The 20,860-nt window shown below is 61.5% G+C and carries 19 protein-coding genes; 6 read left to right on the top strand and 13 right to left on the bottom strand.

Annotated elements, in window-relative coordinates:
* Nucleotides 1–73 precede the first annotated feature (73 nt).
* Genes CVS29_RS08895 through CVS29_RS08885 form a run of 3 tightly spaced genes read left to right on the top strand, consistent with a single transcriptional unit; the run spans nt 74 to nt 3,430 of the window.
* A complete protein-coding gene (locus CVS29_RS08895) occupies nt 74–898 on the top strand; it encodes a carbohydrate ABC transporter permease (protein ID WP_308467761.1) in 825 nt (274 codons plus the stop codon).
* Nucleotides 899–953: 55 nt separating this feature from the next.
* The gene (locus tag CVS29_RS08890) at nt 954–2,597 is read left to right on the top strand and encodes a beta-N-acetylhexosaminidase (RefSeq protein ID WP_110105986.1); all 1,644 of its coding nucleotides are present in this window, start codon (nt 954–956) and stop codon (nt 2,595–2,597) included.
* Nucleotides 2,594–3,430: an IclR family transcriptional regulator gene (locus tag CVS29_RS08885; protein ID WP_110105985.1), complete on the top strand. Its 837-nt coding sequence runs from the start codon at nt 2,594–2,596 to the stop codon at nt 3,428–3,430. Before CVS29_RS08890 ends, CVS29_RS08885 begins: the two co-directional genes overlap by 4 nt.
* Before the next feature lie 107 nt (nt 3,431–3,537).
* Here the strand turns inward: CVS29_RS08885 and CVS29_RS08880 are convergent, their stop codons facing one another.
* The 4 genes from CVS29_RS08880 to CVS29_RS08865 are packed head-to-tail and all read right to left on the bottom strand — an operon-like array spanning nt 3,538 to nt 8,673.
* The gene (locus CVS29_RS08880) at nt 3,538–4,932 is read right to left on the bottom strand and encodes a GntP family permease (RefSeq protein ID WP_110105984.1); all 1,395 of its coding nucleotides are present in this window, start codon (nt 4,930–4,932) and stop codon (nt 3,538–3,540) included.
* A gap of 25 nt (nt 4,933–4,957) precedes the next feature.
* Nucleotides 4,958–5,593 carry a bifunctional 4-hydroxy-2-oxoglutarate aldolase/2-dehydro-3-deoxy-phosphogluconate aldolase gene (locus CVS29_RS08875; RefSeq protein ID WP_110105983.1) on the bottom strand — a complete coding sequence of 212 codons (636 nt, stop codon included), beginning with the start codon at nt 5,591–5,593 and terminating at the stop codon, nt 4,958–4,960.
* Nucleotides 5,590–7,233 carry an N-acyl-D-amino-acid deacylase family protein gene (locus tag CVS29_RS08870; RefSeq protein WP_110105982.1) on the bottom strand — a complete coding sequence of 548 codons (1,644 nt, stop codon included), beginning with the start codon at nt 7,231–7,233 and terminating at the stop codon, nt 5,590–5,592. Before CVS29_RS08870 ends, CVS29_RS08875 begins: the two co-directional genes overlap by 4 nt.
* 3 nt (nt 7,234–7,236) lie before the next feature.
* A complete protein-coding gene (locus CVS29_RS08865) occupies nt 7,237–8,673 on the bottom strand; it encodes a type III PLP-dependent enzyme domain-containing protein (protein ID WP_245932138.1) in 1,437 nt (478 codons plus the stop codon).
* Nucleotides 8,674–8,853: 180 nt separating this feature from the next.
* Between CVS29_RS08865 and CVS29_RS08860 the strand changes: the two genes are divergently transcribed.
* From CVS29_RS08860 to CVS29_RS08850, 3 genes are read left to right on the top strand one after another with little or no spacing between them, the layout of a single operon-like run.
* On the top strand, nt 8,854–9,873 hold the full coding sequence (locus tag CVS29_RS08860; RefSeq protein ID WP_110106216.1) for a sugar kinase: 1,020 nt from the start codon (nt 8,854–8,856) through the stop codon (nt 9,871–9,873).
* Complete coding sequence (locus CVS29_RS08855; RefSeq protein ID WP_110105980.1) at nt 9,870–10,634, top strand: IclR family transcriptional regulator; 765 nt, start codon at nt 9,870–9,872, stop codon at nt 10,632–10,634. The genes CVS29_RS08860 and CVS29_RS08855 overlap by 4 nt, the downstream gene beginning before the upstream one ends.
* On the top strand, nt 10,627–11,031 hold the full coding sequence (locus tag CVS29_RS08850) for a RidA family protein (protein WP_110105979.1): 405 nt from the start codon (nt 10,627–10,629) through the stop codon (nt 11,029–11,031). The genes CVS29_RS08855 and CVS29_RS08850 overlap by 8 nt, the downstream gene beginning before the upstream one ends.
* Before the next feature lie 61 nt (nt 11,032–11,092).
* On the opposite strand, the gene xerD is transcribed toward CVS29_RS08850, so the two are convergent.
* From xerD to CVS29_RS18650, 9 genes are all read right to left on the bottom strand, one after another.
* On the bottom strand, nt 11,093–12,097 hold the full coding sequence (gene xerD / locus CVS29_RS08845) for a site-specific tyrosine recombinase XerD (protein ID WP_110105978.1): 1,005 nt from the start codon (nt 12,095–12,097) through the stop codon (nt 11,093–11,095).
* Nucleotides 12,064–12,762, bottom strand: a complete 699-nt coding sequence (locus CVS29_RS08840; protein WP_315915647.1) for an NUDIX domain-containing protein — start codon at nt 12,760–12,762, stop codon at nt 12,064–12,066. The genes xerD and CVS29_RS08840 overlap by 34 nt, the downstream gene beginning before the upstream one ends.
* Nucleotides 12,763–14,469 carry a CTP synthase gene (locus CVS29_RS08835; protein WP_110105977.1) on the bottom strand — a complete coding sequence of 569 codons (1,707 nt, stop codon included), beginning with the start codon at nt 14,467–14,469 and terminating at the stop codon, nt 12,763–12,765.
* Nucleotides 14,470–14,529: 60 nt separating this feature from the next.
* Nucleotides 14,530–16,257: a DNA repair protein RecN gene (gene recN, locus CVS29_RS08830; RefSeq protein ID WP_110105976.1), complete on the bottom strand. Its 1,728-nt coding sequence runs from the start codon at nt 16,255–16,257 to the stop codon at nt 14,530–14,532.
* A complete protein-coding gene (locus tag CVS29_RS08825) occupies nt 16,254–17,330 on the bottom strand; it encodes an NAD kinase (RefSeq protein WP_110105975.1) in 1,077 nt (358 codons plus the stop codon). Before CVS29_RS08825 ends, recN begins: the two co-directional genes overlap by 4 nt.
* 75 nt (nt 17,331–17,405) lie before the next feature.
* Nucleotides 17,406–18,212 (bottom strand): TlyA family RNA methyltransferase, encoded by an 807-nt coding sequence (locus tag CVS29_RS08820; RefSeq protein ID WP_110105974.1) that lies wholly within the window; start codon nt 18,210–18,212, stop codon nt 17,406–17,408.
* On the bottom strand, nt 18,209–18,445 hold the full coding sequence (locus CVS29_RS08815) for a hypothetical protein (protein WP_110105973.1): 237 nt from the start codon (nt 18,443–18,445) through the stop codon (nt 18,209–18,211). Before CVS29_RS08815 ends, CVS29_RS08820 begins: the two co-directional genes overlap by 4 nt.
* The gene (locus CVS29_RS08810; protein WP_373366685.1) at nt 18,442–19,452 is read right to left on the bottom strand and encodes an HAD-IIA family hydrolase; all 1,011 of its coding nucleotides are present in this window, start codon (nt 19,450–19,452) and stop codon (nt 18,442–18,444) included. The genes CVS29_RS08815 and CVS29_RS08810 overlap by 4 nt, the downstream gene beginning before the upstream one ends.
* On the bottom strand, nt 19,442–20,860 hold a 1,419-nt coding region (locus CVS29_RS18650; RefSeq protein ID WP_211315111.1), incomplete at its 5' end, for a hypothetical protein. The genes CVS29_RS18650 and CVS29_RS08810, both read right to left, overlap by 11 nt.

Raw genomic sequence — 20,860 nt, 5'->3', positions numbered from 1 at the left:
AACCAGCATCAAGGCTCCCATCGCGGCCCCCGCCAGGCAACGCACTCCGAGCACCAAGAAGCCACCGAAGAACATCGGGGTGAACCTGATTGGCGTCATCATTGCCGCGGTCGTCGCGTTCCCGCTGTATTGGATGGTTCTATCAGCGCTAAAACCCAAAACCGCGCTCGACGCCGGTGACTCCACTCCATGGACGCTGACCCCGTCGCTTGACTCGTTCGCCCGGGTGCTCAGTGTGAACAATTTCGGCCAGTACTTCATGAACTCCCTGATTGTGGCACTGAGCGTGGTGGTGCTCTCCACTGCGCTGGCATTTCTGGCGGCTGTGGCACTGACCCGGTACACCTTTAAAATGCGCACCAAGCTGCTCATCATCATCCTGGTTGCGCAGATGGTGCCCATCGAGGCCCTGACCATCCCCTTGTTCTTCCTGTTCAAGGGCTTCGGCGACGCCATCCCGGCCATTGGGCTGAACCATCTGGGCTCCTTGATCCTTGTCCACATGGGTTTCTCCATCCCCTTCGCCATCTGGATGCTGCGCGGCTTTGTTGCTGCTGTCCCGATCGAGTTGGAAGAGGCTGCCAAGCTCGACGGCGCCAGCAGCTTCCGCTTTGTCCGCTCAGTCTTGTTCCCCCTCGTCGCCCCCGGCGTAGTGGCCTGTTCTGTGTTTTCCTTTATCTCCACGTGGAATGATTTCCTGTTCGCAAAGACGTTCATCATCTCGGCCCAGGAAAACTCCACGATGCCCATGGCACTGTTGACGTTTTTCAAACCAGATCAAAACGATTGGGGTGCCATCATGGCCGGCTCGGTCATCATGACCATTCCTGTCCTGATTTTCTTCATCGCTGTCCAACGCAAATTGGTGTCAGGGCTCGCCGGCGCAGTCAAGGGCTAACCTTGCAGCAGGCAGACATGTAAACCACCCTTTTGCACTTTACGAAGGATTTTCCTTGACATCCCATCTCTTGGTCCCCCGTCCATGGTCAGTGATTGCCGAACCCTCCGGAGAGGTCTTGGAGCTGAACTCTGGCACTTCCTTGGCCTCCTGCCCGCAACTTGCCGGTGCCAGGCGGTGGTTGGCCCGCGCACTGGGCGCCGCAACCGGCTGGGATCTGCCTGCGGCCTCGGCCAGCGGTGCAACCATCACCTTCGCCTATGACAGCTCTCTTGCGCCGGAAGAGTATTCGCTCAGCATTGAGCGTTCCGTGCAGATTTCTGCTTCCTCTGAGGCCGGGGCTTTTTATGCTGCACAGACCCTCTTGCAGTTACTGGGCACCAGCGCCTTCCGGCAAGCTTCCGTAGCCCCTGCCGGCGGCTGGCAGTTGCCAGCGGTGACCATCACTGACAAGCCGCGGTTTGGCTATCGTGGCGTGATGCTGGATGTGGCCCGCCACTTCCAGCCCAAGGATGATGTGCTTCGGTTCATTGAAGTGGCCGCAATGCACAAACTCAACGTTCTGCACCTGCACCTCACGGATGATCAAGGGTGGCGTATTCATATCAATCGCTACCCGAAACTGACGGAGGTGGGTGCGTGGCGGCGCGAATCATCTCTGGGTGCGTGGCGTGCCGGGGTTTTTGACGGCCAACCGCACGGCGGTTTCTACTCCCAGGATGATCTGCGGGAGATTGTGGCTTTCGCAGCCGAACGCAATATCACGGTCATTCCGGAAATTGATGTTCCCGGGCACAGCCAGGCCGCCATTGCCGCCTACCCGGATTTGGGGCCGGCCGGTGCGGCACTGGAGGTGTGGACGCGGTGGGGCATCAACACTACGGTCCTTGAGCCCACGGACTTTGCCATCACCTTCTACCGCCATGTCCTCGAAGAGGTTGCGGAGATCTTCCCCTCCCCCTGGATTAGCCTGGGCGGGGACGAGGTGCCAAGTGATCAGTGGGGATCTAGCGCGTTCGCCCGCCAGCGCGCTGCCGAACTCGGTCTGGGCTCCGTAGCGGAACTGCACGGCTGGTTCATTGGCCAGCTAGCTGCGCATCTGCACACCTTGGGGCGCAAATGTGCAGCATGGGATGAGGTGGGCGATTTTGGCCTGCCAGAAGGCACTTTGGTGCATTCCTGGCGCGGATACCAAGGCGGGCTGGATGCCTTGGCCGGTGGCCATGACGTGGTCATGTGCCCGGAACACAAGCTTTACCTTGATCACCGGCAGGCCGACGGCGACGGCGAACCTGTCCCGGTGGGCTTCGTTACTTCGCTGGAAGCCGTGTACGGATTTGAGCCGATGCCTGACACGGCAGGACGGGACTACCCGGGCCGTCTTTTGGGGGCGCAAGCCAACATTTGGACCGAACACCTGCCCACTGCCCGTCATGTGGACTACGCAGCATACCCACGGTTGAGTGCCATAGCCGAGGTGTTCTGGTCCAATCCCGATCACCGTGACTTCAGTGACTTCCGGCACCGGCTGGAGTCCAGCCACCTGGACCGGCTGGCAGCCATGGGAGTGGCGTTCCGTCCTTTGGACGGCCCCCACCCGTGGCAACAGCGCCCCGGGATAGCCGGCTGGAAACGCGACTACGAGCAGGAACTCCGTGCGAGCCATGCTGCCGTTGGCGTGGAAGGTATAACATCATGACCGCCGTGGACGCTGCGGGAACAGCGGCAACTGGCGGCACAGTAGGCGAGAAACGCAATGACTCTTCTTCACTGCGTAAGGCTCTGTTGCTGCTAGCAGTTGTCTCGGACCACCCCTCTTTAGAGGGCCTGGCTTTGGCAGAGTTGGCGGAACTCTCCGGCGTCAACAAGAGCACCGTACTGCGCCTTGCCGCGCCGCTCATGGAAAAGAACCTCATTGAGCGGGACAGGGTGAGCGGTAGGTTCCGGCTGGGTTTTGGCAGTTTGCGGTTGGGCCAGTCTTATCTTGACTCCCTGGATCTGCGCAGCGCCGCGAATGAAGAACTACGTGCCCTCATGCGCATGACGGCGAACACCGTCCACCTGGTGGTTCTCTCAGGCCATGACGTGGTCTATCTGGACAAGGTTGAAGACCAGGCCACAGTGCGCATGGCTTCCCGGATTGGAGCCTCAATGCCCGCCTATTGCACGGCCGTGGGCAAGGCTATTTTGGCGTACAGCCCGGAGGAAGTTGTGGCCCCCATCCTTTCGGTACCGCTGGCAGCCATCACCTCGAAAACCATCACAGATCCGGAACTGCTCCGGCTTGAACTGAGCTCGGTGCGGCGCCGCGGGTACTCCATTGATGACCGTGAAAACGAGCCCGAGGTCCGGTGCGTGGCCGCGCCCATTTTCAACCACGATGACATGGTTGTTGCTGCCCTGAGCGTGTCCTCACTGACTTCACGTATGACCCCCGCCAAGGTGCGGGAGGTGGGTCCCATGGCTGCACAGGCGGGATTGCAGATCTCCGTCAAGCTCGGCTCACGCAAGGCCGCAGCAATGCTGCACTGAAATAAGCGTGGCCCTCTGGCCAATACACCTGAACAAGTGCGTGAACTCGAAGGCTCCCGGACACACAATGTGTCCGGGAGCCTTCGCGTTCAGTATTCTGTGTTCTGTTAGACGAACTGCCAGAGCAGTGCAGCCATACCGAAGCCAACTACGGACAGGACCGTTTCCAGCACCGTCCAGGTTTTCAGGGTGTCCTTGACGGACATGTTGAAGTACTTGGAGATGATCCAGAAACCGCCGTCGTTCACGTGGCTGGCAATGACTGACCCGGAGGCGATGGCCATGACCAGCAGCGCCAGTTGCGGCTGTGAATACCCGGCTGCAAGGACGCTGGGGGCCAAGATGCCGCCCGTGGTCACAATGGCAACGGTGGCCGAACCTTGGGCGATCCGCATGCCGGCCGCTATGACGAAGGCAGAGAGCAGCAACGGCAACCCGGCAGTGGCAAGAGAATCCGCAACGGCGGTGCCCACACCTGTTGCTCCCAGCACGGCACCAAAGAATGCGCCGGCGCCCACAACGAGCAGGATCATGCCAACAGGGCGCAAGGAGTTGGAGGTCAGCTCGGCCAACTCTTCGCGGCTCATGCCACGCCGGGTGCCCAGCAACCACATGGCCAGCAGCACGGCAATGGTCAAGGCGATGGCCGGGTTTCCCACGAACTGCAGGGCGGTGCGCAATCCGCCGTCGGGCACGAAGATGTTCCCGAAAGTGCCACCGAGAATCAGGAGCATGGGCATGCCGATGGCGAGCAGTACGGTGCCAAGGGCAGGTTCACCTATCCGCTTTGCCTCATCGGATTCATCAATGACGCGGTCTTCGGGGACGTTGACCATGACGCGCTTGCCAATCCAGCTTCCCCAGAGGATTCCGGAGGCAAACCATGCGGGGATACCGCAGGCCAGGCCCATGATGATGAGCCAGCCCAAGTCCACATGGAACAGACCGGCTGCGGCTACCGGGCCGGGGTGCGGCGGCAGGAATGCATGCGTGACGGACAGTCCCGCGAGCAGAGGCAGGGCGTACAGCACAAGTGACTTCCCGCCCCTAACCGCTGCAACGTACACCAGAGGCGCCAGTACAAAGATGCCAATGTCGAAGAAGACCGGGATGCCCAACACAAAGCCGGTGACACCCATGGCAAGGGGGGTGCCCTTTTCGCCAAAGAGTTTTACCAGTCGGCCCATGAGGACCTCGGCGCCGCCGGAGCGTTCCAGGATGGCGCCCAGCACTGTGCCCAAACCAATGATGACAGTGATGTGACCGAGAATCCCGGCGAAACCCTTCTCAATGATGGCGTCACTGCTCTTGGTGGCTGAGCCCACCAGATCCTGCACGGAAACTCCGCCGGCCAGAGCCACGAGGACGCCCACCACCAGCAGAGCAATGAAGGGTTCGAGTTTGACCTTGATGATCAGGATGAGCAGGACGGCAATGCCCACGGCAGCAAGAAGTAACAGCCCCGCCGTGTCGTGGTGGAGCCAGTTGATGAAACTTGTCATATGAAATTATCCAAAGAATAGTTGATTAGGAAAGGATTGCGGTGAAGGCGCCGGCGCGGGCTGTGATCTCTGTCCATGTGCCGGCGGCTACGGCGGCAGGCGGCACCACGGCCGTGCCGCAGCAGACGGCAAGTGCCCCGGCGTCGAGGAAGTTCTTGGCATTGGCTGAATTGATGCCGCCTGAGGGCAGTAGCTTGATGCCGGGGAAAGGGCCCTGCAGGTCCTTCAGGTATGACGGGCCCATGGCGCTGGCGGGAAAGATCTTCACGACGGCGGAGCCTAGGTCCAGCGCCATGGCCACCTCGGTGGGGGTCATAGCCCCCATGGCGAAGGGGATGCCAGCAGCGACGGCCACTTGGGCCACCTCGGGCCGGAGCCCCGGGGTGACCAGGAATTGCGCGCCAGCGTCAATTGCAGCCTTGGCCTGCTCGGCCGTCAAGACTGTGCCCACGCCGACGACGGCGCCGTGTTGGGAGGCAGTTCCGGCCGCACGCGTAAGGTGCTGGAGCAGGTTCGGGGTTGTGTATGTCAGTTCGACGCTGTTGATGCCGCCAGCCACGAGGGCATGGCAGAGTTCGGCGGCATCGGCAATTTTGGGGGCACGGACCACAGCGAGGGTGCGGTCATCTTCGAGCCGGGCAATGAATTCGGTGGCGTTCATGGTGTGGGGCGGGTTCCTTCTGGAGTGCGGCGCAGTGCCCGGCCGGCGAGGGCGCCGGTGGGTGTGCCCGCTTCGATGGCGGCAATGCCGTTGACAAAGACGTAGTGGATGCCCGCAGCGGGCTGCCGCGGGTTTTGAAATGTTGCTGTGGCATTGATGGTTTTTGGGTCAAAAAGGACTAGATCGGCGGCGTACCCCTCACGGATCAAGCCGCGGTCCACAAGTTTCAGCCGTGCTGCGGGGCGCCCTGTGAGGTGATGGAGCATTTCCTCAAGGCTGAGCAGTCCCAGCTCCCGGCTGTAGTGGCCAAGGAAGCGCGGGAACGTGCCCCAGGCCCGCGGGTGCGGTTTCGCCCCGACAAGGATGCCGTCACTGCCGCCGCAGTGAGTACGGTGAACCATGATGTCCCGGACGTTTTCCTCGTGCCCTACATGCTGCAGGATGCCGGTTGCCATGCTGTCCTGCAGCAAGATCCGCACAAAGGTGTCAAAGGGGTCTTCCCCCATCTCCGCAGCAATTTGTTCAATGGTTTTACCTACGCAAGCATCCAGCTCAGGATTTTTGACTCCTGAAATTTCCAGGGTTCCCCATTCCGCAACCACCCCATGGCAACCGTCCGAACCGTAGATTTCCACGTTCTCGCGGATGCGGGCCAGTGTGTGCGCATCACGCAGCCGCGCCATAGTCGCCTCGGTCCCGCCGGCGGACGCCCAGCTGGGCAGGATAGCCGAGAGGGTTGTGGCTCCGGGAAGGTAGGGGTACGTGTCCAAGGTAATGTCCACGCCCTCGTCCAAGGCTCGGTCGATGAGCCCGAGAAGTTCGGGGGCACGGCCCTTGTTGGGGGCGAAGTTCATGGTGGCGTGGGAGAGGTGCAGGGCGCAGCCGGTTGTGCGGCTGAGCTCGATCATTTCGCCGTAAGCCTCGAGCGCGCCCTTGCCGTAGGAGCGGTGGTGCGGGGCGTAGAAACCACCAAAATCCGCCACAGTGGAGCACAGTTGTGCCAACTCCTGCGTGGTTGCGTACATTCCGGGCGTGTAGGTCAGCCCGGAGGACATGCCTACGGCGCCTTCCTCCATGGCGGTGCGGATGATCCCTTGCTGGGCTGCCACCTCTTCCGGTGTTGCTGCACCGTCGTGGAAGCCGCGAACCATGGCCCTGACAGTGCCCTGTGGGACAAGGTAGGCGGCGTTCGTGGCAATGCCTTGATCGAGCCGGTCCAGGTACTCCCCCACTGTGCGCCACGAGAAATCAAAGTCTTCCGGGTTGTCATTCCAGCCGGCAATCTTCGCCCGCACACCTGTGAGGGTGGCGTCGTCAATGGGTGCGTAGGAGAGCCCGTCCTGGCCCAGCAGCTCGGTGGTGACGCCTTGGCTGAGCTTGGCATAGTGGCCCGGTGCCAGGAAAAGTTGCAGGTCCGAATGGGCATGCATGTCAATGAATCCGGGGCTCAAGACAAGGCCAGTGGCATCGATAACGCCCGCTTGGCCGGCATGGCTACCCGGTGCGGCTATCTGGTGGATCGCACCATTTTCAAGCACCACGTCTGCCAGAAACCCATGCGCCCCGCTCCCGTCCACGACAGTGGCATTGCTGATGATGGTCCGCTCGGCAGTGCTGGCCTGGTTGTTGTTGATATCCATGGCTTAGAAGAAGGTGTGGATGAGATCCACGAGCTGGTAGCCGTTGGAATTTGCTGCCTCTGGGTGCGCGGTCTCTGGGTGCGCCGTGTTAGCCAGGACGGGGATCAGTGTCCACTTGTCGAAGGCCGTGCAGGGGTGGGAGAGGCCCAGACGGACAACGTCGCCAAGGGCGACGGTGGTTGTGGCGGGGTCAAAACGCAGGAAGCAGTGCTGGTCGTTGACGGCGCTGATGGAGGCTCCGTGCAGGGTTTCCAGGGGCCCGCCCAGGGTAGTGCCGAGCATTTGTGGCTCCGGCAGTCCTTCGTCAACAGGCAGGTCGCGCTTGCCGGCGTCAAGGATGGCAAGGCCGGGTTCAGGCTGGGAGACAACCCGCGCCCACGCGTGCATGGCCGAAGCAAAGGGGGCCTGTCCGGCTGCTGCTTCTCCGCCGCGAGCGAAGGGTGAAATGCCCCTGTAGAAGCCGTCGTCGTGGACCATGTAGGCGCCACTGCGGATAATGACATCAATCTGGGGGCTGCTATCTGTTGCCTCGGCACGGCAGGAGCCCAGCACGTTCACCACGTCGTCAAAGTATGCGCTGCCGCCTGCCGTGACAATGAGCTCGGCACCGGGAGCGTATAGCCCCTCGGCCAGCAGCTGCTCATGCAGCTCCTTCACACCCGAAAGGTAGCCGCCCACAGTGGCGAGGTCTCCGACGTCGGCCGTGTGTGCGAGGGAGCCCTCGTAGCCGCCCACGCCAACCAGGCGCAGGTGGGTGGCGGCGCGGATGGCACGGGCAATCTCAAGTGCCCCGGCAATGCTGCGCACACCTGTGCGCCCGCCTGCCCCACCAAGCTCAACGATGACATCCAGTACGGCGCCGGGGCTACCGGCCAGGACGCCTTCCTGCAACGCCACGGTCTGCAGGGAGTCAACCCATGAGACCACAGAGAAATCGGGCCCCTGTGCCCCGGCTAGCCAGGTGATGGCTTGGGGATCCGTCAGGGAGTTGGCGAGCATGACCCGGCGCAGGCCAAACTCATGGCCCACGCGCAGCTGGGACGCGTTGGCCAACGTGATCCCCCAGGCACCGCTTTCGAGCTGGTTCCGCCACATTTGCGGGGCCATGGTGGTCTTGCCGTGCGGGGCAATCAGCACACCCTTTTGCGCACACCAGCGAGCCATGTGGGCTACGTTGGCTGCCATGGCTGCTGCGTCAAGTGTCAGCAAGGGAGTCTGCAGCTCGGCGAGGGAGACTCCGGAGGCCACGTAGTCGCCCGCGCTGCGGCCGTGCGCGGCGGCAGGCAGGGCCTTGTAGCGCCACCCCAGTTCCCGCGCACCCAGGGCATCCACCAGTTCGTCCTTGATGCCTGAGGTGTTCGCGCCTGGTGCGCTAGTGCCTGAAATGTTCGTGCCGTCCGATGACGGTGCGGTGCTGCCCATTGTCAATAGTCCCTTCACAGGCCAACCCTGTGGCCTCGTTGCGTATTCTGCAACGCTAGTTGCAAACTCACCACGAACATGTCTAACATGGTCAGGATTCGTCCGTCAAGGCGGCCATGAGATTCGGGCCACAATATGTGCCGGGCATTGCCCTAACCCGGCGAACCATCCCACCCAAGAGAGAAAGTGCACCAGTTCATGCCATCAGTTGTATGCCTCGGAGAGACGATGGCGATGCTCACCCCCACTGGCAACGTGCCACTGGCCGAAGCCACGGAGCTTTATTACGGAGTGGGCGGCGCTGAGTCAAATGTGGCCATGGGCCTGGCCGCCATGGGTGTTGAGGCACACTGGGTTGGCCGGACCGGCCGCGACGGTTTTGGCACTCGCATCTTGGCCGAGCTCGCCTCCCACGGAGTGGGTGTCAGCGGGGTGGAAATGGATGAGGAACTGCCCACCGGCCTTTATGTGAAAGTTCCGGCGGCGCTGAATTCCGCGACAGCAGAAAGCTCGGTGCTGTATTACCGCCAAGGCTCGGCCGCCTCCGCCATGAGTCCGGCCATGTTGACCAACCCGGCCGTATCGTCCCTGCTGGAAGCGGCCGGCCTGATCCACCTCAGTGGCATCACTGCTGCCCTCTCCCCCGGCTGCCGTCAGATGCTCACTGCCGTCCTCACCGCACCGCGCCACGGCCGCTTGGTATCCTTCGACGTCAACTGGCGCGAGGCACTGTGGCGCCGCACGGACAAGGCGGTGCTGCGCACCCTGGCCAACCAGTCCGACGTCGTGCTTGTTGGTACCGATGAGGCCCTGCCCGCCTTCGGCACCAATGACGAGGCGCAGCTCAGGGCCCTGTTGCCGGACACGGCGGTGATTGTGCTCAAGAATGCTGCCAGCTCCGCCATTGCACTCATGCGCGACGGCGGACGGGTGGAAGTGCCGTCGTTGAACGTCACGGTGCTGGAACCTGTTGGTGCCGGTGACGCCTTTGCGGCCGGTTACCTCAGCGGTATGCTCAGCGGCCTGGACCAACGCTCCTCGCTGCGGCGTGGGCATCTCAGCGCCGCCTGCACCCTCACCGTCCCCGGCGACCGCGGCCCGCTACCGGAGGCAGAGGTACTGGAGCGCATCCTGGCCTGCTCGGAAGCGGACTGGGCGGGCACCCATGTGGCGCCGGGGCGGATCGACTCCCCCGCACTATCAGGGGGACAGGCATGAGCCAGAGCCTAATCCGGGCCCTTGGCCTGCTCACCCAACTAGCCAATGGGCCAGCCACGCTCGATGAGCTGGCCACGAACGCCGACGTCCACAAGACAACCGTCATGCGCCTGCTGCACTCCCTTGAGAGTGAGCATTTTTTGGTCCGCAACCGGGCCGGTGAATTCCAGCTGGGACGCAAGCTCTTCGAATTGTCTGCCAAGGCCCTTGAGGAGCGCGACATTCGACTGGCGGCCCGCCCACACCTGGCCGCCATCAACCAGACCACAGGCCACACCATTCACTTGGCTCAGTTGGAAGGGGCCGAAGTGGTGTACGTCGACAAGTACGAATCCCACCACCCGGTGCGCATGTACTCACGGATCGGGCTGACGGCGGCCCTGCATTCAGCAGCCGTGGCGAAGGTGATTTTGGCCGATATGCCGCGCCAGCAACAAGAACAGATTGCCGCCGGACTGGACTACGTACAGATGACCGAGAACACGCTGACCAGCCCGGAAGCACTACTGACAGAACTTGAGCTGGTCCGTGAACAAGGCTGGGCACATGATAAGTCCGAGCACGAGTCCTTTGTCCACTGCATTGCTGCGCCCATCCGAGACGCCTCCGGGCGGGTGGTGGCGGCAGCGTCAATCTCCGTGCCCGTAGTTCTGCTCAGCTATGAAGATCTCCTGAAATTGTTGCCACCACTAATAACCGCAACCGAGGCCGTTTCGAAAGACCTGGGCTGGGTTCCACCGAAAGGAACACTCCATGAGTGAAAAAACAGTAGTACTGACCACCAACGCGCCGGCACCTGCTTACGTCTTCTCGCAAGGTGTGAAGAAGGGCAATATGTTCCAGGTCTCAGGGCAGGGGCCCATGGACCCTGTTGCCAATGAGTACATTGGTGCAGGGGATGTGAAGGTGCAGACCCGCCGCACGCTGGAAAATGTGAAGGCCATTCTGGCGGCCGGCGGCTCTTCCGTGGAGGACGTCATCATGTTCCGTGTCTACCTGACAAAGCGTGAGGACTTCCCCGCCATGAACGAGGTTTACGGCGATTTCATCAAGGAAAATGTGCCCAGCGGCGCACTGCCCTCACGCACCACTGTCTTCGTGGACCTGCCGTACGAGGTCATGCTGGTGGAAATCGATGCCCTGGCCGTCACGGCGTAGCAACGTTACCTCGGGAGACTTTTAGCGAGATTTTCAGCAGCCCATTCGCGCGCGCCAGCCTTTAGCCTAGCGCGCGTGGATGCGCTGCGGCGTACACTTCACGCAGCGTCTCCGCCGTGACCAAGGTGTACACCTGGGTGGTGGTGACTGAGGCATGGCCAAGCAGCTCCTGGACCACCCTGACATCGGCGCCACCTTCAAGCAGGTGCGTGGCAAAGGAATGACGCAAGGTGTGGGGTGAGACCTCACCTTCGATCTGGGCCTTTTCTGCCACTGTTTTCAAGATGGTCCACACGCTTTGGCGGCTGATTCGTCCGCCCCGGGCGTTCAGGAAAAGCGCAGGAGTCCCCAGGCCCTTAGCCACTAGGGCGGGCCGCCCCCGGACCAAATATGCCTCCAGCGCCCGCAGAGCGTAAGAGCCAAGCGGGACTATCCGCTCCTTGGAACCCTTGCCAAAGAGCCGGACCAGGGAAGGCCCTTCATCAGATTCCGTGGGCAGCACAAGATCATCCACATCCAACCCCACAGCTTCGCTGATGCGGGCTCCCGTGGAGTATAAAAATTCCAGCATGGCCGCATCCCGCAAGCCGGCAGGAGTCTCCGAGCCGGCAGCTTCCAAAATGCGGGTCACGCTGTGCACGCTAATCGCTTTGGGAAGGCGGCGCCCGGCCTGGGGCGGGTGGACATCAGCGGCCGGGTCGGCTGTGCTGATGCCTTCGAGAGCCCAAAACTTGTGCAGGCCACGCACCGAAACCACGGTGCGGGCCACTGAGCGCAGACCAAGGGCTGATCCGCCGTCGGCTCCGTCTGATAAACCTTGGGAAAATTCACTGATGTGCCGCCGGGTGATTTGTTCCACCTGGTCCACGCCGGCCGCTGTCAGGAAAAGTCCGTAGCGGCGAAGATCGCGCTCATAGGCTTGGAGCGTATTGGCAGCCAGGCCCCGCTCCACACTCACGTGCAGTAAATAGTCCTTGATGTGCCGGTCTACCGCTGACGGACGCGCCGGCCCGTCAGCAGGTGCAGTGGCACTCACTGACCGCGCTGGGCCGGATGTTCCGGCCACGGCGCATGGGCATCACGCAGCTGGCTAAAACCGCCGGCGCTAGCCTGTGCTGCCGCCAAAATTCCGACGACGGCGGACGGGTTGTGGATGCGTCCGGACAGGACTGCTTCAACCGCTTCCGCTAAGTCAACCCACCGGAATGCAATCTCGGCTTCCTCATCCGTGCGTACATGGCGTTGATCCTGCGGCACGGGACTAAGATCCCGGGCCAGATAAATCCTGATGGCCTCGCTGGAGGATCCGGGTGAGTTGAAAAAGTCAGTCAGGACGTGCCACTGCGCTGCTACAAGATCGGCTTCCTCAGCCAATTCCCGGGCAGCCCCAACAACAAAGTCCTCACCCTGAACATCCAGGAGTCCTGCTGGGATTTCCCAGAGAACCATGTGCACCGGGTGGCGGTACTGGCTCAATAACAGGACCTGATTTTCTTCATTGAGCACCACAACTGCCACGGCGCCGGGGTGGGCAATATAGTCCCGTGTCAGCGGCTCCGAGTCCGGCGTGAGACTGAAGGTATCTGAGACAACATCCCAGATTCTTCCCTGGTACACCGTCGAGGAGGACCGCAAGGTGCGGGTGCTAAATTTATCCGCAACGGGCCCCGAGCCGTCCTCCTGTTCAGGAGTTGAACCCGGCCCTGCCAGCGGTGTACCAGGGTCTCTCACCTAGCCCTCCAGCAACCGTGTGGCGTTCTGGCGCTCCAGGGCCGCCGCTACCAGTCCGGCAAAGAGCGGGTGCGGGCGGGTGGGCCGGGAGCTCAGTTCCGGATGTGCCTGGGTGGAGACGTAGTACGGGTGAACCTCGCGAGGCAATTCTACGTATTCAACAAGCTTGCCATCCGGTGACGTTCCAGAGAAGACAAGACCAGCAGCTGCAATCTGCTCACGGTATTTGTTATTGACCTCGTAGCGGTGGCGGTGACGTTCTGCAACATCAGTGGTGCCGTATGTTTGGGCTACAACAGAACCTTCCGTGAGCACCGCCGGGTAGAGTCCCAAGCGCATGGTGCCGCCAAGATCTCCCTTGCCGTCCACGATGTCCTGCTGCTCTTCCATGGTGGCAATGACCGGGTACTTCGGGTCCTCGTCAAACTCGGAGGAGGAAGCCCCTTCGAGTCCCACAACGTTGCGTGCGTACTCAATCACCATTGACTGCAGCCCCAGGCAAAGGCCCAAGGTGGGGATCAGGTTTTCGCGGGCAAACTTCAAAGCGCCCAGCTTGCCTTCCAAACCGCGGATGCCGAACCCACCCGGGACGCAGATGGCGTCAACATCGGCCAGGGCCGTGCGGGCACCGGCCTCGGTGGCGCAGTAATCGGAGGGGACCCAGCGGATCTTGACCTTGGTGGCGTTGGCGAAACCGCCGGCACGCAGCGCCTCAGTCACGGACAGGTAGGCGTCAGGCAAATCGATGTACTTGCCCACCAGGGCAATCTCAATGTGGTGTGCGGGGTTGTTCACTACTTCGAGCAGCTTGTCCCACTTGGTCCAGTCAACGTCCTTGAAGGGCAAGTCCAGGGCGCGAACAATGTAGGAGTCAAGTCCCTGCTCGTGCAAGGTCTTGGGGATCTGGTAAATACTGGAAGCATCCGGGCAGCCAATGACGGCTTCCACATCCACGTCACAGGCACGGCCAATTTTGGCATGCATGGCGTCGGGCAGGATACGGTCTGACCGCAAGATGATGGCGTCAGGCTGGATACCTAGGGAGCGCAGCGCAGCAACTGAGTGCTGGGTGGGCTTGGTCTTGAGTTCCTGCGACGGGCCAATGTAAGGCACCAGTGAGACGTGGGCGAAGAACACGTTGTTACGGCCCACGTCCTGGCGCACCTGGCGTGCGGACTCCAAGAACGGCTGAGACTCAATGTCTCCCACCGTGCCGCCGATTTCGGTGATGATCACATCAGGTGCGTTCTCCCCTTCGGATGGCAGGCGCATGCGGCGCTTGATCTCATCAGTGATGTGCGGGATGACCTGCACCGTGTCACCTAAGTACTCGCCGCGGCGTTCCTTGGCAATAACGGTGGAGTACACCTGTCCTGTTGTGACGTTGGCAGAACCTTCAAGATTTTCATCAAGGAAGCGCTCGTAATGGCCAATGTCCAAGTCCGTTTCGGCGCCGTCGTCAGTGACGAAGACTTCACCGTGCTGGAAGGGATTCATTGTGCCTGGATCCACATTGAGGTAGGGATCGAGCTTCTGCATTGTTACCGAGAGGCCGCGTGCGCGCAGGAGGTGACCGAGGCTAGAAGCCGTCAGTCCCTTCCCGAGCGAGGAAGCGACTCCGCCGGTGACGAAGATATGTTTGGTCGTCTTGGACTGACCACTGAACCGGGAATTTGATCGTTGCACCACGGGATTTGAGCCTATCATCTAATGAACCAATAAACGTTCGCGAACGGTACACAATTTCTGTGCACCCACCCCTTATTTTTACTTTGCTACCCTTGCGGCCTGTGCCAACAGTTCCTTGGCATGGGCCTGTGCCGTGGCGGAATCTTCCTGTCCTGCCAGCATACGGGCCAGCTCAACCACCCGTTCCTCATAGCTGAGAATCTTCACATTGCTGGTGGTAATCCCTGTTGAGTTTTTGCTCACAGAGCTCTTGGTCACCAACACGTGATGGTCCGCAAACGCGGCCACTTGGGGCAGATGCGTCACCACCAGAACCTGCACGTGCTCGGCGAGCATGGCAAGCCTGCGGCCAATTTCCACCGCAGCTTTGCCACCCACCCCCGAGTCAACTTCGTCAAACACAAAAGTGGGAACGGGGTCTACGGCCGCCAACACCACTTCCAGCGCCAGCATCACTCGGGAAAGTTCACCACCGGAGGCCCCCTTACCCAGGGGGCGCGGCAGAGCCCCGGCATGAGGTGCCAAGAGGAAGGCGATGTCATCCTCGCCGTGGATACTCCGTTCGGAACCAGTAATCTCAATGACCAGCCTGGCATCGGGCATGGCGAGAGCCTTCAGCTCGGCACTGACAGCCTTGGCAAGCTTCGCCCCAGCCTTGTGCCGTAACGCGCTCACCTCCCCCGCCAACACGCCCAGTTCGGCCAGCGCAGCCACTTCCTCGGCTTCCAGCGTTTCAATCCGGCCAGAATCATCGCTGAGCTCGCTCAGGCGCAGCCGTGCAGCATCTGCCCATTCAATGACTTCATCAATGCTGGGAGCATACTTGCGCACCAAAACGGCCAACTCCCCGCGGCGGTCCTCCACCTCGGCCAGCCGGCCAGGGCCCTCCGTGTCCAGGTTCGTGGCATAGCTGGCAAGGTCCCGGGCAATATCGGCCAATAAAAAGCCCACTTCGGAGAGACGCTTAGTGGTTTGCACCAGTTCTTCATCCGCGTCAGCTACCGCTTCCACCTGCCGTTTGGCACTGTCCACGAGGGTGATGGCATCCAACCCGTCACCGTAGTCAGCAGCACTGAGCGCCTCATGAGCGCCGAGAGTAGCTTTGCGCAGTTCCTCCACGTTGCCCAGCTTCACGGCCTGTGCCTTGAGGATTTCATCTTCCGCCGGAAGCGGTTCAACGGCATCAATCTCGGCCAGTGCGGTGGTCAAGGAGTCGGCTTCACGCAAACGTTCCCGGCTCGCGGAACGCAGTTCCTGCAGTTGGACCTGGACGGCCCGCCACCGCTCAAAAACACTCTTGTAACTGCGCAGCTTTCCGGTAAAGCCCTTGTTGGCCTCCGCCGCATACTTATCCAGGGCAACACGTTGAGCTGAGGGATTCTTGAGTCTGATCTGATCCGACTGCCCGTGCACGGCAACTAAGGTCTCCCCTATTTCGCTGAGGACACCAATGGGGGCGCTGCGTCCGCCCACATGGGCGCGGCTGCGTCCATCCGCACTGACGGTGCGGGCCAGAATCAGCTCGGCACCGCCGTCGAACTCGTCAAGGTCCGCGCCGGCCTCCACAGCCCGTAGCAGGGCCGGATGCCCCGCTGGCAGGGTCACAGTTGCCTCCGCGGAGGCCGTTTTGGCTCCTGTGCGCACGGCCCCGGCATCCGCGCGGTTTCCCAACAAGAGCCCGACGGCGGTCACCACCATGGTCTTTCCGGCCCCGGTTTCACCACTGACCACACTGAGCCCAGGTCCCAGCGGCAGGGTGGATTCGGAGATGACACCCAAGTCCCGGATCCGGATTTCTTCGATCATGCGTTGTCCTGCCCGTAGTATCCCGTGGTTCCTGAATAGCTCTCTGTGTGGGTCACAATGGTCAGGTCCGGGGGCTGGGGAATCTGCCCGGCCGGGTGTCCCTCAAGAGGACTCTTGGGCTTGGGCGTTCTGATGATGGGTAATTGTGTGGTGGGGACCGAAGACTCCTCCACGGAGGGCCCGCGCCAGCCCTGGACAGGGAGCTCAAACTTGCGCACCAGGCGTTCGGAAAAGGTGGATTGCTGGGTTCGGGCCAACTTCACCGGTTTCGCCGAGCGGGTGACCTCAATGCGTGCCCCTGGCAGGAGTTCCACGGTGCGCCGGCCATCACACCAAATGACCCCATGCGCGCCGTTGCGGCTCAAAACTTCCACGGCCAGTGTGGAGGTGGGAGCCACCACGAGTGGTTTTGCAAACAAGGCGTGGGCGCTGATGGGGACCATGAGCAGGGCTTCCACGGTGGGCCAAACAACAGGTCCCCCGGCGGAGAAAGCATAGGCCGTGGACCCTGTGGGGGTGGCCATGACCACGCCGTCGCAACCGAAGGAGGTCAGCGGACGTCCATCAACTTCGGTAACAACTTCAATCATGCGTTCCCGGTTGCCCTTTTCCAGAGCCACCTCGTTCAAAGCCCAGGTATGAGCCATGACCTTGCCGGCCACCCTGACAATAACGTCCAGGCACATGCGTTCCTCCACGGAATACCTGCGTTGAACAACGGCGGAGACCGTCTGAATGAGCTCTTCTCGCTCACTCTCCGCCAAGAAACCCACATGGCCCAGGTTGACCCCGAGCAAGGGGACATCATAATCCCGGACGATCTCGGCGGCCCGCAAAATGGTTCCGTCCCCACCCAACACCATGACAAGTTCAATCTCGGCGAGCGTGACATCCCTGTCAAGGATTTCCATGTTGACGCTGGAAACACCCAAGTAACCTGTCATATCGGCGAGTTCATCGCCGTACATGACGGGAACAATGTTGTTGGCATGTAGTTCCACGCACGCCTCAAGGGCTGCAAGCATCGACTCTTCACGGCCCGTATGGGCCAGAATCAAGACGCGCCGAGTCATGTGCTGTTTCCTCATCCTCGTGTAGCTGTTCTGGTGGGGCTGTTGTGCCCGTTTTTCCAAACGCCCAGTGAGGGCTCAGGGCCAGAGTAGCGACAATAACGTCTCCACGGAGCGGTCCTGTTCTTCGATCTTAGGTGCAGGCGCCGACACAAGACGGCTGGCCAGTAGGAAATACTCAATATTTCCATCTTGCCCGGGCAGCGGACTCACCCCAATGCCCTCCAAAAGTAGCCCATTGGCCACCGCAGCGGAGGCAACCAGGGCCACGGCCCGGCGTCGTTCATTCTCACTGCTCACCACGCCTGTCCGGGCCAGCCGGTCCTTACCAACCTCAAATTGTGGCTTGACCATTAAGACTAATTGCCCGCCCACCTTGGTTGAGAGCGTCAAGGGCGCCATGACAAGGGTCAGGGAAATGAAGGAAAGATCGCAGACCGTGAGATCTGCTGGACCGCCAATGTCCTCCGGGAGCATGTAGCGGATGTTTAGCCCCTCGTGGACGGCCACCCGAGTGTCATTGCGCAGCGAATCCACCAATTGTCCGTGCCCCACATCCACGGCGGCCACGGTGGCGGCACCCCGGCGTAGGAGCACATCGGTGAAGCCACCGGTGGACGCTCCGGCATCCAGGCAGCGCTTGCCGGCAATGGACACATTAGGGAAATACGCCAAAGCACCGGCCAGTTTGTGTCCGGCCCTGGAGACGTAGTCCTCTTCCGTTCCTGGCAGCACCATAATGTCACTGTGCTCATCCACACTCAGCGCAGACTTGCGGACCGGGGCGCCGCCCACCTGCACGCGCCCGGCCTTGATGAGCGTTGCCGCCACGGTGCGTGAGCGCGCAAGCCCGCGGTTAGCGAGTTCTTGATCCAGCCTGGTCATGGTAGCTCCCGGTTCTTACTGGGAGTGCCGGCCGGCGCAGTTGCGGGATCGGCATCCAGTTCGCGTTCCAGCCCCTCAATGACGGCCGAATACACCGCTTTGTGCTCGCCGGCGGAGAGCTGGCTTGTTGATGCAGCCAGGTCCACGAGGGCGTCCACGGACGGATCTCCTGTGGGCACGGTCACGCGCTCAGTGGTGGGCTCAGTGGTGAGCTCAGTTACGGGCTCAATCATGGGAGTTCCACGCACCAGTCAAGGAACGGATCAGTGGCCTGTGCAGCCTCAGGAACGGCCCACCACCATGCGGCACAGGCAACACGCCAAGCATTGAGATCGTCGGCATGCCCAGCAATCTGCACGCCTTGGCGCCCGCTTTGATCCACAACTACGCGTGCGGCAGCAGCACCACAGGTGAGTATGCCGGCGTGGAACGTCACCTCCGGATAGGGGGCATACAACTCACCCAAGTCCGCAATGATGAAGTGCGGGCGTTCCGCAGAGCGGGCCCGCAGCGCCGAGTCCCCTGAATCAACACCGGTAAGGACCAGCGCCGTGGCCATACCGGCGTTGTTACCGCCGAGAATATCCGTGTCCAGTCTGTCGCCCACAACCAGCGGAGCCAGCACCTGCAGCCGGCTCGCCGCAGTATGAAACAAGGGCGCCTCAGGCTTTCCCGCAACTAACGGATCATGCCCGACGGCGGCCCGAACCGCTGCGACCAAGGTCCCGTTCCCCGGGGCAATGCCACGCTCACGAGGAATGGTCATGTCGGTATTGGTAGCAATCCACACAGCACCTGCGTTGATGGCGTAGGTAGCTTCGGCCAGATCTGCCCAGCCAAGGGACGGGTCAAAGCCCTGAATAACCACCTCGGGTGCCTCATGAGCACTGGCAACAACACTCATTCCTAAGGCTTGAATTTCTTGGGCCAGAGCCGTGCTGCCAGTGACCAGAACCTTGGTGCCAGCCGGGAATTTTTTGGCCAGAAGGGCCGCTCCAGCTTGGGCTGAACTGACCACCTGGCCGTCCTCGGCAGGAGCTCCAAGCTCACGCAAATGCGCGGCAACCTGCGCTGGCGTACGTGAAGCGTTATTCGTTACGTACGCCAGTTTGACGTTGCGGGCCGCGAGGCCATTCAGAGCCTCAATGGCCCCGGGAATGGCGGCTGGACCGGCGTAAACCACGCCATCCAGATCCGCCAATACCGCATCAAAATCAGTCAGCAAGATATTAGTGCTCACTGCTGGGATTATCTGATTCCTCGCCTTCAGCAGCGCTGAACTCATCTTCTTCTACACTGTCAGCGTCTGATTCAGCATCATCGGATTCGAAGTAGGAGGACTCGGCGTCATCGGTATTGACCTCGTTCTGGCTCGCATCCTCTGAGGTGAGTTCGGCGCTTTGTACCTTGGCGTCGTCGTCCATGACCGGCGCGGTGGCCGGTTCCATGACATCAGCAACACGAACGCGCGGCGATTCCAACGGGATGTCCTCATCGTCGCCCAGATCAATGATGAGCTGGTCAAATCCCTCGTCCACACCCAGTGCTTCCTCAGCAACAAGTGCCTGGCGCTCCCAGGTCTTGGCTTCATCCTTACGATCGACTGCGCGCAGCACCATGCCGTAGGCACGGAACAGGCGGGGGCTGAAGGAGAAGGCGCGGTTGATATCCAACTGCGGGATTTCCAGGGCTGAGAGGGCTGCTTCCATTTCGCCAAGGTCGCCGCGGGCACCGGATTCAACAATGGCCAGTTCTACCTTGCCAGCAGTGTCCAACGTTTGTGCGTCCTCGGACTGGATGAGGTCAATAGCTTTGTCGGGTCGGCCCAGACCGCGTTCACAGTCAGCCATGAGCGGCAAGTGGACGTTGGAACCGCTGATGCGGCGGAAGGTGCGCAATTCACGCAGGGCTTCCCCGTACTTGCCTGCCGCGTAGGCTGTCATGGCAACAGCTTCACGGACACAGGCCAGACGGCCACCGCGACGGCTTGCAGCCAGCGCGTGCTCGAAAGCCAGCTCAGGAACAAAATCGATCAAACGCCCGGCCATGACCAAGTGCTTGGATACCCACTCGTTGTTGCGCTCGTCGAGGATCCGAAGCTGGGCGCGGGTTACCTTGTCCAGTTCCTGGCCTGTCACATCCGGATCAATCTCCGGTGAACGGTCGCGGTCCGGGCGGTTGGAACTGCGCAGGTCCGCTGCGTTGCGTTCCGGTGCTACGCGGGGACCGCGGTCTTCCCGATCGCTATGCGGACGGGCACTGCTGGTGCGGTCACTGCTGGGACGTCCGCCCTGGCCACCACGGTTATCGCGGTCACCGTATGAAGGGCGGTCGTTGCTGCGTGCCGGGCGGTCGCCGTAGGGGCGGTCTCCACCAGTGCGGGCCGGACGGTCGTCGCGGTTGCCGTATGAGGGGCGTGAGTCGCGGTCACCAGTGGGGCGGCCACCTTGGCCACCACGGTTATCGCGGTCACCGTATGAGGGACGGTCGTTGCTACGGGCGGGACGGTCGCCGTAGGGGCGGTCTCCACCAGTGCGGGCCGGACGGTCGTCGCGGTTGCCGTATGAGGGGCGTGAATCGCGGTCACCGGTAGGGCGGCCACCTTGGCCACCACGGTTATCGCGGTCACCGTATGAGGGGCGGTCGTT

Origin of the sequence: Arthrobacter psychrochitiniphilus (genome assembly GCF_003185915.1) — a bacterium.
In the GTDB taxonomy this organism is placed as follows: domain Bacteria; phylum Actinomycetota; class Actinomycetes; order Actinomycetales; family Micrococcaceae; genus Specibacter; species Specibacter psychrochitiniphilus.
Note: the sequence above shows the minus strand (reverse complement) of the source record. Positions and strands in the feature narration are given on the sequence as shown.